Source organism: Planktothrix sp. FACHB-1365, assembly GCF_014697575.1.
GTDB lineage: Bacteria > Cyanobacteriota > Cyanobacteriia > Cyanobacteriales > Microcoleaceae > Planktothrix.
This window is the reverse complement of the sequence record NZ_JACJSC010000023.1, coordinates 66745-82551: the sequence shown is the minus strand read 5'-3', so window position 1 is coordinate 82551 and position 15807 is coordinate 66745. Positions and strand designations below refer to the sequence as shown.

The 15807-nt window shown below is 38.5% G+C and carries 10 protein-coding genes; 4 read left to right on the top strand and 6 right to left on the bottom strand.

The window, feature by feature from the left end:
* Window positions 1-247: 247 nt before the first annotated feature.
* Window positions 248-3808: an NB-ARC domain-containing protein gene (locus H6G57_RS20895; RefSeq protein ID WP_190522020.1), complete on the bottom strand. Its 3561-nt coding sequence runs from the start codon at window positions 3806-3808 to the stop codon at window positions 248-250.
* 970 nt (window positions 3809-4778) lie between these two features.
* On the opposite strand from H6G57_RS20895, the gene H6G57_RS20890 reads away from it, so the two are divergent.
* Entirely contained in the window at window positions 4779-9707 is a 4929-nt protein-coding gene (locus tag H6G57_RS20890) for a VWD domain-containing protein (protein ID WP_190522018.1), read from the top strand.
* Window positions 9708-9893: 186 nt separating this feature from the next.
* On the opposite strand, the gene H6G57_RS20885 is transcribed toward H6G57_RS20890, so the two are convergent.
* The 4 genes from H6G57_RS20885 to H6G57_RS20870 form a co-directional block, all read right to left on the bottom strand.
* Window positions 9894-10100: a hypothetical protein gene (locus H6G57_RS20885; protein ID WP_190522016.1), complete on the bottom strand. Its 207-nt coding sequence runs from the start codon at window positions 10098-10100 to the stop codon at window positions 9894-9896.
* Between the two features lie 2 nt (window positions 10101-10102).
* Window positions 10103-10381, bottom strand: coding sequence for a hypothetical protein (locus H6G57_RS20880; RefSeq protein WP_190522013.1), 279 nt, complete (start codon window positions 10379-10381; stop codon window positions 10103-10105).
* A gap of 364 nt (window positions 10382-10745) precedes the next feature.
* Window positions 10746-11171, bottom strand: coding sequence for a type II toxin-antitoxin system VapC family toxin (locus H6G57_RS20875; RefSeq protein WP_190522011.1), 426 nt, complete (start codon window positions 11169-11171; stop codon window positions 10746-10748).
* Window positions 11168-11404: a type II toxin-antitoxin system Phd/YefM family antitoxin gene (locus H6G57_RS20870; protein ID WP_190522009.1), complete on the bottom strand. Its 237-nt coding sequence runs from the start codon at window positions 11402-11404 to the stop codon at window positions 11168-11170. The genes H6G57_RS20875 and H6G57_RS20870 overlap by 4 nt, the downstream gene beginning before the upstream one ends.
* Window positions 11405-11485: 81 nt before the next feature.
* Here H6G57_RS20870 and H6G57_RS20865 point away from each other — a divergent pair, with 81 nt between their 5' ends.
* The 3 genes from H6G57_RS20865 (at window position 11486) to H6G57_RS20855 (ending at window position 12833) form a co-directional block, all read left to right on the top strand.
* Window positions 11486-12106, top strand: coding sequence for a Uma2 family endonuclease (locus H6G57_RS20865; RefSeq protein WP_190522007.1), 621 nt, complete (start codon window positions 11486-11488; stop codon window positions 12104-12106).
* A gap of 81 nt (window positions 12107-12187) precedes the next feature.
* Window positions 12188-12490 (top strand): hypothetical protein, encoded by a 303-nt coding sequence (locus H6G57_RS20860; RefSeq protein ID WP_190522005.1) that lies wholly within the window; start codon window positions 12188-12190, stop codon window positions 12488-12490.
* 1 nt (window position 12491) lies between these two features.
* Entirely contained in the window at window positions 12492-12833 is a 342-nt protein-coding gene (locus H6G57_RS20855; RefSeq protein ID WP_190522003.1) for a putative toxin-antitoxin system toxin component, PIN family, read from the top strand.
* A gap of 94 nt (window positions 12834-12927) precedes the next feature.
* Here the strand turns inward: H6G57_RS20855 and H6G57_RS20850 are convergent, their stop codons facing one another.
* Complete coding sequence (locus H6G57_RS20850) at window positions 12928-15633, bottom strand: DUF3536 domain-containing protein (RefSeq protein ID WP_190522001.1); 2706 nt, start codon at window positions 15631-15633, stop codon at window positions 12928-12930.
* Window positions 15634-15807 lie beyond the last annotated feature (174 nt).

Genomic DNA, 15807 nt, shown 5'->3' with positions numbered 1-15807 from the left:
CACCATAAAATAAAGCACCATAAAATATAGAGACACGCCATACATCAGTGTCAACTTTAAGGCTAAAAGTAGCCTAGAAAACTGAAAGTTCGTTGATTTTTTTATAGTTCTAAATCCCCCCTTAAAAAGCAGGGGGTTTTCAAAGTCGGCGTTAAAAAACAAAATTCTGAAAATGCTAAACTTCTCTTTATGATAGAGAAATATGGGTTATTAAATAAAGTATTTACTCTCGATGCTCTCCGATGAGTTAATATTCTACAGCACCTAACGCTTTTAGGGTGTGTTTTTGACCCTCGCTTAACCCTTGCGTTTCTGTAATATTCATGTTAGTATAAGAATTAGGAATAATTAAAGTTTTTAAACACTTTCCGGTTTTAACTTGCCAAAACTTAATTGTTCCGTCTTCACTGCTCGTGAGCAAAGTTTGGTGATCAGGACTAAACATTACTGATGTCACAGTATTAGTATGTTTTTTTAAGCTATAGAGACAGTTTCCCGTCTTAAAATCCCAGAGTTTCACTTGAAAATCATCACTTCCACTGGCGATAATTTGACCATCAGGACTAAAATCAACCGACCAAATCCAACCTTCATGTCCCAATAAAGTATAAACACATTTTCCCGTCTCTAAATTCCAAAGTTTGACGGTTTCATCTTCACTTCCGCTGACTAAAAATTGGGACTGGGGGCTAAAAGCAATTGACCTAACTTTATTGTGATGTCCCCGTAATGTTTGTAAACAATCTCCCGTTTTCATATCCCAAAGTTTAATGGTTTGGTCATCGCTTCCACTGGCTAAAATCGGAAAATGAGGATGAAAAGTAACCGTCCAAACCCAACTTTGATGTCCGGCTAAAACGTGAAATTTATCGGTTTTAAGATTCCAAATTTTAATCGTTGTATCTTGACCTCCACTGGCTAAAAATAAACCATCCCAACTAAACCCAATCGTCCAAATCCCTCCTTGATACTTTTTAGTCGGATATTTCAAACATTTGTAACATTCCCCCGTCTCCACATCCCAGAGTCGAATGGTTTCATCATCCCCGCTACTCGCCACCGTTTTTCCATCAGGACTAAACGCCACCGACCAAACCCAAGCGGTATGTCCGGTTAATGTGTTTAAACAGTCTTGGGTTTGAGGATTCCACAATCTCACTTTATGGTCTAAATGGCTACTGGCTAACCTCTGACCATCACGACTCAACGCAATTGACCAAACCCAGTTGGTATATCCCCAAAATGTCTTAATACATTTTCTTGTTTTAGGATTCCAAAGTTTAATAATTTGGTCATTATCTCCCGTCGCTACGGTTTGATTATCAGGACTAAATGCTAAGGCGCGAATTCCCGTTTGATGGTGTCTTAAACTTCCTCGACATTCCCCTGTTTTCACCCGCCAAAACTTCACCGTTGAGGTAAAATCTCCACTGGCTAAAGTTTCCCCATCGGGACTAAAGGCTAACACTTTAATTTCCTTTTGATGTCCTGACAAAATCCGATAACATTCTCCTGTTTCGATATTCCAAAGTCTAATAATTTTTTCAAATCCACAACTGGCTAAAGTTTTACCATCAGGACTAAACGCTACACACCAAATCGCATCTTCATGTCCCTTCAAAGTTTGTAAACAGTCCCCCGTTTCGATATCCCAAAGTTTAATCGTTTTATTATAACTTCCACTGGCTAAAATTCGACCATCAGGACTAAAGGCTACACTTAAAACCCAACCGTTATGAGCATCTAAAGTCCTCAATAATTCACCATTATTAGCATCCCAAAATTTAATTGTTTTATCATCACTCCCACTGGCGATGATTTGATTATCGGGACTAAAAGCAACTGTCCAAACCCAACTTTTATGTCCTTCTAAATCCTTTAATAATTGACCGGTTTTTGCATTCCAAATTTTAACAGTAGGATGTAAACTACTACTGACTAATTTGTTCCCATCCGAACTAAACGCCAGAGCAACTGTCCACCATTTATGTTTACCAAATGTTAAAATAGGTTGTCCATCTTCTGGGTTTAAAAAGTGAATATAACCATTAGAATCTCCCGCCGCTAAAATAGCACCATCGGGAGTAAAGGCTAAGGAGTGAATTCCCCCAAAAGATTGTGTAAAAATAGTATTTTTGAAATGACATTCAGAAAAATTAACGTTTTGTAGGTTAATTCCTTGTAGATTAGCTTCCCAAATTGTCAGACGAGAAAAATTATAACCGTTTAGATTCGTTTTTAAATAACAAAATAGATTAATCAAATTTCCCCCAATATAACCGGGTTTCTGGGGATATTTTTCTTGAGCTTGAATTACTAATTTTTTGAAATGATTTTCTAATTCACAAAGAGTTGGAAATTGAGGTAATGATAATAAAGATTCTATGATGGGATTAATAATCATTGTGATTTGGCTACTTCTGATATAATCTTTACAAGTCGCCAGCATTAAACTATGATGATTAAACAGATTAAAATTTCCCGTGATTAATTCTGGGGTGACGGTGGTAATCAATTTTTCCGTAACATATTCCATTAACACAGGTTGTAGGGTAAAGCACTGTTGATTTGCAGTTCTTTCTAGGAGCATTCGGTTTTGTAAGGATTCTAAATAATCTAATAAATGCTGTTGAATGTTCGTTGAAACTACATGATTTTTTAATTCTGAAATAGAGACAGGTTCTCGATAAATTGCTAACCAAAATAAAACGTTATGTTCTTCAGGACTGCAATACTGAAAATGCCAATCTAATAAATCTTGTATATCTTTAAAAACCAAGTTTCCGACTTGTAGAAATTCCTGAATATTTCCTGCAAAAACTTTATGAATATGACAAGCCGTTAATTTTAAAGCCAGGGGGTTTCCTTGATAATAATTAACTAAAGTTTCCCATTCAATTTCTGTGGCGGTAAATTCACCTTTTTCTTGAAACAGTTGTTTAACGGGATCAACAGTTAATCCTCCCACCACAAAACAACGCACGGGTTGATGTTGACCCACGAATTTTTCTAAATGATGAACTTTAACTCGACTGGTTAATAGGAGACAACTTTGATGGGAAACTTCAGCAATTTTTTCTAACAGTTGATGATAGTCTTCATAACCGGATTTATAGTTTTTGAATTGAGTTTCTTTCGCTAAAATAGTTTCAATATTATCTAAAATTAGTAAATAGCGATGTTGTTTTAAATAAGAAATTAATAGATTAATTTGTTGATCAAGACGCTCAGGTAAATCGGTCTTTTCTTGATGAGATAAAAATAAAATCCAGTCTTTAATTAGATCTTGTATGGAAAGGGAGTTTAAAAGCGATCGCCAAATAATTCCCTCAAATTCTCCACTCACCTCTTGAGCTAATTTTACAGTCAGACTGGTTTTTCCTTTCCCCGGAAGTCCAACAATAGTAACTAGACGACAGCGATCGCCAACAACCCATTGTTTAAGAGTATTTACATCAATTTCTCGTCCTACAATACTCGACACATCCGGCGCATCCGCCCAATCTTGATCAGAATTAGAAAATTGATGAGAAACAGATAAATTAGCAACCTTTCGCTTTAATACTTCTAAACGAGTTTTTGTAATTGTTTCGCCAAAAACTTCACTTAATAACTTCCACAGTAAAGACGCTTCTTTTTTTATACTATCTGGGCTTCTGTTGTTAGCAAGAGCAATTTTAACATATTCCTCTTGCTTGAAGGCTCCCCGTAGAATATCCACTTGAATATCTTTCAAGGATTTTCCTTGTTTGTTAAGAACAATCTGATTGATAGATGCAACAATTTGTTCAATTTTTTCAGTATCCATCGCACGATTTTAAATTAATTAATCGTTGTTTTAGCAGGCTATAGGGGCCAGTGGATCAGGAGCAAGATCTGTTTTATTCACTTTTATTCACTTTATACTACCTCAGACTTCACCTTTTGGCAACTTTTATTCACCTGATCGGGTGGTAGGCTATCGCCATGATTAAAGTTGCTGATCAAACGGTTCAACTTTTGAACCTCCCCCTGAGTTTTTTAGGAAAAGATACCCATACTGTGGAGTTTTTTTTGGACAGAGGCGAGGTTTAAAATGTGCAACTAGCTAAGAAACCGGGTTTTTCCAGAAATTCACTCCTTGAAACCCAAGTCCATCAAAAACCCAGTTTCTGACCTAACCCATATCCAAGAAACCGGGTTTTTCCCTAAAGATAACGGGCCAAAAACTAAGTTTTGTTAAAAACCCGGTTTCTCAACCCCAACCCAGAGCCCAGAAACCGGGTTTTTCCCTAAAGATAACGGGCCAAAAACTAAGTTTTGTTAAAAACCCGGTTTCTCAAACCCCACTCAGAACCCAGAAACCGGGTTTTTCCCCAAAGATAACGGGCGGAAAACTAAGTTTTGTTAAAAACCCGGTTTCTCAACCCCAACCCAGAGCCCAGAAACCGGGTTTTTCCCTAAAGATAACGGGCCAAAAACTAAGTTTTGTTAAAAATCCGGTTTCTCAAACCCCACTCAGAACCCAGAAACCGGGTTTTTCCCCAAAGATAACGGGCCAAAAACTAAGTTTTGTTAAAAACCCGGTTTCTCAACTCCTATCCAGAACCCAGAAACCGGGTTTTTCCCCAAAGATAACGGGCCAAAAACTAAGTTTTGTTAAAAACCCGGTTTCTCAACTCCTATCCAGAACCCCAGAAACCGGGTTTTTCCCTAAAGATAACGGTGGGAAAGTCAAGTTCCTTTAAAAACCCGGTTTCTCAAGTCCCATCTATCAACCCTTAACTAGAGGTAAGACAATGAACACCCTATTAACGACAGGAACAACTCAAACTACAACGATTGAAAAAGCGTTACAAGTTGCTCAAAATTATCTCAGTGATTTCGCTTCATCGGCTGATTTTAATGCCAAAATGCAGCTTGCCTTCGGAAATCATAAAATTTGGGATAAGGCAGATTTAATTGATTTTCCAACGATTGAAATTCGTCCTGGGTCTGAAATTAATAATGCGAGAGGTGCTTTTGCGACTGCTACAAATACGATTTATTTATCTCAGGAGTTGGTGGATGAGAATACTGGGAATGTAGGGGCGATCGCATCGGTTTTATTAGAAGAATATGGTCATTATATTGATGCTCAAAACAATGCGATCGATTCTCCTGGGGATGAAGGAGAACTGTTTGCTGATCTGTTTCTGGGTAAGGGGTTGAGTGAGTCGGAACTGTTAGGTTTGTGGGGTGAGAATGATAGTGCGATCGTTGTTTGGGATGGGGAAGGGGTGAGTATTGAGCAACAAGTTCAATCAGATACACTCGATTTTTCAGGCAATAATGTTAGGCTTGGCCAAAATTTACCTTTTAATGGCGAATTCAGATACACTGATTTAGCCTTTGAACTCAATAAATCTGGCAAAGTTGAAGATCTAGGATTTGGATTTAACTGGGATATAAATGCTTTTGTTGGTCTAGTTCCTTTTGTAAATTTGTTTAGTTTAGGGGATGCTAGTTTTAAATATCCTATCACTGTTGATTTTGATTTACCAAATAATGTTGAACTAGGAGAAAACTTTGAAGTTAAATTAACTAACTTGGCGACAGGAACATTAAGTCTTGATGGCGCAGGACTAGAGCTATTGAGTGCGGGAATAGATCTGGAATATAGTTTAGGACCTATTAACGTCAAAGATGTTTATATCAATCGACCGCCTTCTTTAAATACTCAAGAGGTTGACTTAAATACTTACATTCCTTCTACAAATAATCCAGTTCCGGCTCAAACCAAGGCAGAGCGTTCTGATCTCAATAGATCTAAAGATGATAAGATTTTTATTGGGGATTTAATAAATTACAGTGGTTTTCCCAAAACCACCGATAATCTAGTGAAGAAAAGCCTTGGTGATCTTAATGCCAGTTTAAAATTTCCTCTCATAAAAAATGTTTTAGATCTTAAAGTTACACTTCCTAAAATAGAGACATTTACACAAGATAAAAAAGACACCTCTAGTATAGATTCACGTTTGCCTTCAATTAAAGCTAAGGGTACAACAAAAGATAGCTTTATAACTTTGTCAGGAGATATAGACGCAGCAATAATTAAATATTTACCCGCAGCAAAACCTCTAAAAACTATTCTTGAAAGCATAGGCTCTGGCTTAGACTTAAAAGCATCAGGGCTTGGGTTTTCAAAAGACATTCCTTATAGCGAGGGAAGAGGAAAAGCAGTTATCAGTGCTGATCTTCTGGATGTCAAAGGTAATTTAGGAGTAGGTCTTCAAGAAGAATTAACATTTGAACCAAAGGGTCTCTCAATCACAATGTCAATGGATGGTGGTCAAGAACAAAAGAAATCGCTTATAGATTTTTTGGGATCTGAACCCTTTAGCTTCACCGCGCCATCTGAAGGTTGTGGAGTAATGGAATTAAAAGCAAGGTATGAGCTTATAGGAGAAATAAATACAAGCCTTTCTCCTACAGTTCAGGGTTCTTTAGATACTCAGGCGATAGTAGTGAATAGTAAAAACACTTTTGGTCCCTTGGAGGAGAAAAGACCACCGTTGGGTCCATTAGCCGGCCCATTCAGGTTTCCAGAGGGAAGTATAGTCATACCAAAACCCATAGTTAGTAGCAACACTAACGATAGTAATGCCTTTTTTAAGGTTGCTCCAATTCAGATTGACAAAGTGGGAAATAATGTTAGGAATGTTGTAGAAATTACCTATAAAATACCTTACAATCTCCCAATTTCAATTTTAGATGCTACACCTGTACAAGAAGATAGTAAAAGAGGAGACACAACCAATTTTTTAACATTTACTGTCAAACGACGGGAAGTATCAGATCAACCTCTAACACTAACCATTGAAACTGGGAAAAAAGGCGATACAGCAACTCAAGGAAGTGACTATTTTCTACCCAATAATACTGTAACGATTCCAGCAGGGAAACAAGAGGAAAGCTTTTTTGTTGCAATTGTCGGAGATAAACAAAAAGAGGGAGATGAAACGTTGACTGTTACCCTCAAAGATCCATCAGGTCAACTCTTTGCTGAATGTGAAGGAGAAGTAGATTCAATTAGTGCTACAGGAACTATTATCGACAATGACGAAAAAGAAGAACCCGATCCACCAGAACCAAACCCCCATGAATTCAACGACCCTCGTTATATCACGATTGATGGAAAATCTCTCGACTTTCAAGCGGCTGGAGAATTCACCTTACTTGAATCTCTGAACGACGATTACAAAATACAAGTCCGACAACAACCCGTTGGAAATGATCCTCTAAAAAATGCTTCCAATGCCACTGCTGTTGCCACTATTTTAGGCGGTAAACGAGTCGGACTTTATCAAGACAGTCAACAACTTTTAATTGATGGAGTCCCCACCACCATACCCGATAATGAATATATTTTTGTTGGGGAAGGTCGGATTTATCGAGAAGGGAATCAGTACAGTTTTGTCTATCCCAAAGGAGATCAACTGATCGCCACAATGACAGAAAATCGGATTAATGTTAGCCTTTTCCTGTCTCCAGAACGACGAGATACGGTCAGAGGGATCTTTGGAACTTATAACGATAACCCCGATGATGATATTCTCAAACGGGATGGAACTGTCTTAACTGAACCGATTTCCGTAGAACAACTTTATGGCGAATATGCGGATAGTTGGCGAGTCAGTCAAACTGAATCTTTATTTGATTATCAACCGGGTGAAGATACAAATACCTTTACCATCAGCAATTATCCTCGCCAAAAAGTTAAACTCTCCGATCTTGATCCCGCAGATGTTCAAAAAGCTGAAGAATTAATTGGCGATCGCATTACCGATCCCATCATCCGAGAAACCGCAATTATTGATTTAGTTCTCACCGATTTTGACCCAGACATTATTGAATCCGCCATCAATGTTCCCTCCCCAGAAAGTTCTGTCATTATTCGCGTTGAACCCCAAGCAACGGCAGACTTTACCAGTACCTTTGCTAACACCCCCGTCAAAATTAATCCCCTCAGTAACGATATCGTTACTACCGGAATTCCCCTATCCTTAACCGGGTATGATCAAACCACTGCTAAAGGGGGTACAATTCAACTTGATAATAACGGCACTCCCGACGATAAAACCGATGATCAATTAACCTATACACCCCCGACTAATTTTGTCGGTGTGGATACGATTAATTATACCATTGCTGATGATCAAACAACCGCAACCGGAACAATTACTGTTACTGTCCCAGCCATAAACCTAACAGATTTGAATGGTAACAATGGTTTTACTGTAACAGGTGCAGCCGGAAACTTTGCTGGTAGTTCTGTCAGTAATATTGGAGACTTTAATGGTGATACCATTGATGACTTTATTGTAGGAGGGTTTGCTGCCGATCCCAATAATATTAATGCCACAGGGGAAAGTTATGTAATCTTTGGTACAAATCAAGGATTTCCAGCTAACTTTGACCTCTCTACCCTCAACGGTACAAATGGATTTATTATTGAAGGATTTGAAGCCGAAAGTTTTAGTGGCGGTGCTGTTAGTTCAGCCGGAGATTTGAACGGAGATGGCTTAAAAGATGTGATGATTGGTGCGTTTGCCTCTAACTCCAATAGCCTCAATGATTCCGGTCGAACATATATTGTTTTTGGTTCAAATCAACCCTTCTCAACTCGATTTAATCTCGCTAATCTGGATGGCAATAACGGCTTTGTGATTAACAGTAATCAACCTTTAGATTATTCGGGTATTGCTGTCAGTAGTGCTGGAGATTTCAATGCAGATGGATTAGATGATTTAGCCGTTGCTGCACCTGCGGGAATTGATACGTTTTTAGGTAAAATTTATCTGGTTTATGGTCGCCGAACCAATTTCCCGCCAGCATTTAACCCATCGGATCTTGAAGATGACAAAGGCACAATTATTAACCATAATAACGGATTAGCAGGAACGACTGTTAGTAACGCTGGTGATATCAACGGAGATGAAATTGATGATCTGATTATTGGTACAGAACAAGGATTACTTGAAGGCAATCCTAAAGCGGGAGAAACTTACGTTTTATTTGGCAAAGATGGAGGATACCCTAACGGATTTTCCCTTTCTAACTTAAACGGTAATAACGGATTTACGATCAAAGGAGATGGCTATTCTGTTTCATCTGTTAGCGGTGCAGGAGATATTAATGCGGATGGTTTAGAAGATATTCTGATAGGTGTTTCCCAATCTCCAGGCAATGATCAAACAAATGCAGGAAAAGCTTATGTTGTGTTTGGAACTCAAGCCGGATATCCGCAAGAATTCGACCTGTTTACCCTTGATGGAAATAACGGATTTGTCGTTAATGGAGTAGAACCCGATGAATTATTAGGAGGTTCTGTTAAAGCCGCAGGAGATATGAATGGAGATCAAATTGATGATATTATCATTGGAGCTTCAGGAGCCACTGCAAATGGCATTAAAGGTGCAGGAAAAACATATATTATTTGGGGTACTAATAAAGGATTTCCTGCAAGTTTAAATAGCTCAGAGTTGAACGGTGAAAATGGCTTTTTCATCAATGGAACTGCCGAAAACGAATTATCAGGAGTTGCAGTTAGCAGTGCTGGGGATATTAACAAAGATAACGTTAACGATATCCTCATCGGCGCACCGGGTAGTTTATTTGATAATACCGCAGGGAAAGGTTATGTTGTTTTTGGGCATTCCACCTTTGGTAATCAACCTGTGATCTGATTAAAACAGATTAAATCCTAATCGTTCAAACTGTAGGGGCGGGTTCTGTAAGAATATTCAATTTTAAATAATAATCTTGTTAAACCCTTTCTTCTTAAAAGCGATCGCATTTTTACTATTAACCCGTATTCAAACCCTAAAATTGATGAGAGATTAAAGAATGCGATCGCTTTTATTTATCTTGTCTTAAATACTTGCATAATGTTTAGCGATTAACTCTCTAACTAACGGTAATAACTCCAAAGGAACTTGAACAAACGCTTGATCTTGATTATCAAACGCTGCTTCATCTTCTGCTACCGCTTCATCTTCTGACTGTCGCTCATAATGTTCGATCGTTTGGCGCACTCGTTGTTCATCCCAACCCAAGGGAAATTTGTTTTGTGTTGTCATATTTACCTACTCCGTTGTCTGCGTTTATAAGCACTCAAAGGTTTACCTGTTAACTCATACGCTGTTATCACAAAAGCACTATCTAACTCGGGTTCAGGAACGTAAACAATCTTAAGATAACGACCATCTATAGTTTTACCAATAGCTACCCGCGTACCTTCACGACCCAAACGATCCTCTCCTGGCTTTCTCAGTATATCCTCAACTTCTACCTCATTAACTCCATGCTCATAGATATGAGGTAAATTAGTTTCAGGATCGATATAAAAGCGCAGATTCATACACTAATTATTTTTGTTAAACAGATGAAACCCAATCTAAGATAGCATCAAAAATCGCTTTTTCATTCAGATAAAACTACCTCTAATTCTGACTAAATTAAGTAAAGATTTCTGACTTTCTGAATTGAAATCTCACTATCAATCCAGTAGGAAGGTTGTACCATAAGTTCAGCGATCATAGTGATTTAATGACTCAATTACTATAGGTAGAGTATCTATTATATCATAAACTTGTTTATCAAATAAATTTTCTGCTAACTTTTATAAACTTATAGATGATCGTTGTGTCACTAACAACAATCATAACCAACCGCTCTCAGCAACAATCTTGCTAAACCCGCCCTTCTTCTCTTAGAAGCGATCGCTAGGGTCGTAAAATTTCAACTGAAACTCCTAATATTGTAGCACTCGCAGCTAAACCTTCATCTGCTGTTATTAAAGGAATTTCATAAGAAAATGCGATCGCTAAATGCAAAGCATCCAAAGTTCGTAAAGGAATATCAAATCTACTGATCCAATCGCGCGCTAATTGATAATGAACAGTTTCAACCGTTAAATAATGATAAAAACCATCGTCTAAATCCGATTGGAAATGGGCTGAAATAGTTCTAGCATCCCCCTGAGAAATCTCTCCCATTCGCACCCGTCGAGAGAGTGCCGAAAATAATTCAACTTCTACTAATTGACTCAATGCGGGTTCTGGTTCATTGCTTAATAAATCGTCTACTATTTCGCTGAGTGCTTCTGGCCAGTAAAAAGCAGCTAACACGCTCGTATCTAAATAAATCAATACCGTTCTCCTTCTCTGGCTTCAATGATTGTCCCCCTCAACGATTCACCTGTCAAGAGTACAGAGTCTCGAAATCTTTTTCTTTGCAATACCCATTCTTGTCTGGTTTTTGGTGGAACAAGTCTGGCAACTTCTCTACTCCCATCAACTAAGATGATTTCTTCACCTTGAGCTACTCTTTCTAAAAGAGCTTTCAAGTGATCTCCTAGGTTTTCAATACTAATTCTTAACATTATGCTCTCCAAAGCGTTATAACTTGTTTAGATAATAGAACTTAGAGGTATAATTTATATTATCCGTAATTCTCAAAACCTATGACTCAAGCTTTACCCAAACTCGTAAACTTCGAGGAATTTGTGGAGTGGCTGCCAGAAAATTCGGCGGTACGCTGCGAACTGCATAATAGAAATATTGTTGAGATGTCACAACCAGTAGGCGAACATGAGGAAGTTATCAGTTTTCTTAGCATCGAAATTCCTTTTGAGATTAAACGTCTGGGATTACCCTACGGTATCCCCCGCCAAGTGATAGTTAGACCTCCTGAAAAAGATTGTGGTTATTTCCCTGATGTCTTGGTGCTTGATCGCGCAAATCTGGCGAACGAAACATTATGGCAAAAACAATCTACCCTCAGTTTAGCTGCATCAATCCCTTTATTAATTGAGGTTGTATCAACCAATTGGCGAGATGATTACTATTTGAAATATGCCGATTATGAGGAGATGGGTATCCCAGAATATTGGATTATCGATTATGCTGCTTTGGGCGGACGCAATTTTATTGGAAATCCCAAACAACCAACAATTTCTATCTGTAACTTGGTTGACGGTGAATATCAAATCGTCAAGTTTCGAGAGAATGATCGCATTGTGTCGCCAACTTTTCCAGATTTGAACCTCACAGCAAACCAGATTTTTCAAGCGGGTGTAGTTTAGTTTGTTCTAATACCACTTTTAAATTGAAGATTTCTGAATTCACGTTTATAATAGGAATGTTACTGATTATCACCTCCCAATATGAAATCAGAAATTATTAAAGTTAATCCTGATGGCTCGTTACTTTTACCTGAAACACTTCAATCTCTGATCAAAGATATTCAAGAATTACAGGTGGCTTGGAATGATGAATTTATGATTATCAATTATTCTAAGGTTCAGAAACAGACATCAGAACTTAACTTAGAAGTAAAAATTGAACAGTTTTTTAATCAATTAGATAAATTACTAGCTTTCAATGAAATTGATCCTATTAACGCCGATGATATTGAAACCGAAATAGCAGCTTATCGGATTGAAAAAAACTCTAAAAATCAATCCTAAGATGCGTGTAGTTCTTGACACTAATACAGTTATTTCTGGATTCTTATGGGGAAGTTATCCCCGACAAATTCTGGACTTAGTTTGGAATCAGCAAATTGAGATCTATACTTCTTCTCCCTTAATTGAGGAATTATTAGATGTTTTAAGTCGTCCTAAATTTGCTCAACGGCTTTTAGCCGTTATTCAAGAAACCCCTGAAGCCTTAGTAAATAACTATATTAATTTAGTACAAATTGTGGAGATTCATATAGTTGAAAAGATTATTATTAATGATCCTGATGATGATCAGGTTTTAGCTTGTGCTGTTAGTTCTAGTATCGCCTTTTGCAACAACAAATTGTAGGGACAGGTTCTGTAATTATATTCAAGTTTCAGCAATATTAATGATAGAACCCGCCCATCTTAGAAACAATCGCGCCTATATAAACCGTTAACGGTTAACCTAAAAGATTCAACCATTCTTGAACGTCTAAGCCTAGGGTTTGACCTAATTGTAACAGGCGACGAATTTGATGGAGTTGCCATGTATGACCTTCGGATGCAATTTGCACCGCAACCCTTGTGTCTGAATTGTTATTTTCTGCCAAATCAACGTAGATTTCCTGATGATTTCGTTGTAAATAACCTAAACACAATGGAATAATATGGGTCTTCAGATATTGGAAATAAAATTCCTGGGCTTGATTTAAAGAAACGCCTAAATTCAAGTTATAATTGAGTTGAATTAACCGTTGTAAATTCTCTAAATCTTCGGCAATTGTCCCTAGGTCATGATCTTGTAACCGTCGCCAGAGAAACTGAATAATTAATCGTTCAAAACTCTCTTTAACCTCTGAATGTTGTAGCCGACATCGTAATAATTGAGCTTCTTTGGCGATCGCTTCTAATTCTCCCAAATGATTAATACTTAATCGTCCTTCACTGCTTTCCGATTCTAAGGCGCGAACACTGGTTAAAAATCGATTCCCTAATGCCACTTCTGTTGCGACTTGTAACTCAGGAGGAACCTCTAATTCATCCCGATGAAATGCCATCATAATTCCATAATTATCTCGATAAACCTGAGTATACAATTGATCTAAACGAGTTAAGGTTTCATGACACAATAACCCCATAATTCGCTGCCGTTCTTCAGCAAATAAATCCCGTAAACTAAAGGAATCATCGCCAAAGCTCTGGACTAATCGCAACATTAAATGAGCAGCACTCGCTTCCTGTAATGCCTCAAATAATCGCCGTTTTAATTCAAAATAGGCTCGTCGCCCGCTAAAAGGTTGAATACAGCAATGGAAATCCCAACCGCCTAAATGAAAAACAGCAAACACGAAATGGGTTTGTTCTCGTGTAATTTCCGACACTAATAAAACTTCACCCACTGCTAGGTTCAAAGACCCCATACGCTGCATTTGATAGTCTAATTGTTGAGCATTATAACAATACAGCCGTTGTTCTCTTTGGTAAGTCGTAAACAACGAAGTAATGGCATAATGGGCAGCGACTTGTTTTAAACTAACTCGCGCCGTTGCGACTAATTGACGATAAACTTCATCCCCAGTTTTAAATAATTCAACGTTACTGGGTGCTAAAGCTAAATTAAAGATAAATTCCCTCTCTAATTCTACCCCTGCAACTTCTGCTGCTAATTCAATGGCACGACTGGCATAGCATAAAATTTGCACACCTTCGGGTCGAGATAATTCTTCAAAAAACCAGCCACAACTGGTAAACATTAACAGACAATGACGCTGCATTTCTAATAGTCGTAAAGCGTCTACCTGTTCTGAATGAGTCAGATCATGGGTTTGATGTTGGGCAAAAAAAGCATTAATATTGACATCAGAACGATCCCGAATCACTTGGATATAATTATCTCTAGCTACCCAAGGATCATGGAAGAATTGACAACCATATTGATCATAAATTTCAATTAAGCGATCGCGTAATCCATTTAATGTATCCCGCAGAGGACGACGCCATTGTTGATGCCATCCGCCTCCAGCAGCACAACCGCAGTCATCCTGCCATCGGTCTACCCCATGACTACAACTCCAGGCGGTCACGGGTTTGAGTTGCACTTCCCAAGTGGGGGGATGTAAGCTTAAATAATGGGCAAAATTTGTCACTGTCCAGCCATTCTGGGGAAATTCTGCCACAAAGGCATAAGCTAAACATTTTTCTGTTCCTCCTCGGTGATGGCCAAAGGTTTCGCCATCGGTTGCCACAGAAATTAATTGTGTGGGACGATGATCTCCCCGGACGGCTTGGCCGATGCGTCCCGATAGGTGATGGGAACTATTTAAAACATCATTAAACCCCATATCACGGGAGATGGGGCCATCATAGAAGAAAATATCCAGATAACGAGATTCGTCTTTGGCTCCGGTTTTGTCTTGCAGATAACAGCGATAGGGACGGGTGGTATCAATTTGACTTCCCCCCACTTCCTCCCATTCTGGGTCAGGAGAATCCGATGTGGCAAAGGGCCGACAGCGTTGGGCTTGGGAAGGGGCTAAAATGGTAAAGCGGATGCCTTCATTGACTAATACTTCTAGGGTGGCATAGTCTATCGCTGTTTCTGCTAACCAGAGTCCTTCGGGATCACGGCCAAAACGAGAGCGAAAATCTGCTTTTGCCCAACGAATTTGGGTATATTTATCCCGTTCATTGGCTAAGGGCATAATGATATGATTATAGACCTGAGCGATCGCATTTCCATGTCCATTTAAGCGTTGACAACTTTTGCGATCGGCTTCCAGAATTTTCTGATAAACCTCCATGTCATAGCGTTCTAACCAACTCATCAAGGTAGGGCCAATATTAAAGCTTAAATATTCATAATTATTGACAATTCCCACCACTTCGCTGCGATCATTGAGAATCCGAGCAAAGGCATTCGGACGATAACATTCATGATGAATGCGTTCATTCCAGTTATGATAGGGGGCGGCACTAGATTGACGTTCAACTACATTGAGATAGGGATTTTCACGGGGAGGTTGATAAAAATGTCCGTGAATGGTGACATAAACTCCCGTCGCCGTGGATGGGGAATCAAATTCAGGGGATTGAGTTAATTCTGACCCCGCAAAATTGAGGTGAGTATCAGCAATTCCAAAAGCCTGAAAATTAGATGTAGAAACCATGCAACTGTAATCCTATAAGATACAAACAATTCAAGAAGTCCCAAAAAAGCTTTAACTTTTAGTAGATTCAAGAGGAATCAGCATTGATAATCCGCCTCAAAATTTGTTGTCTATTCTAATAAAGACAGGGCAATGCTATCAGAACAGAATCAACCGAAGTCTTCAGCTTTTTTA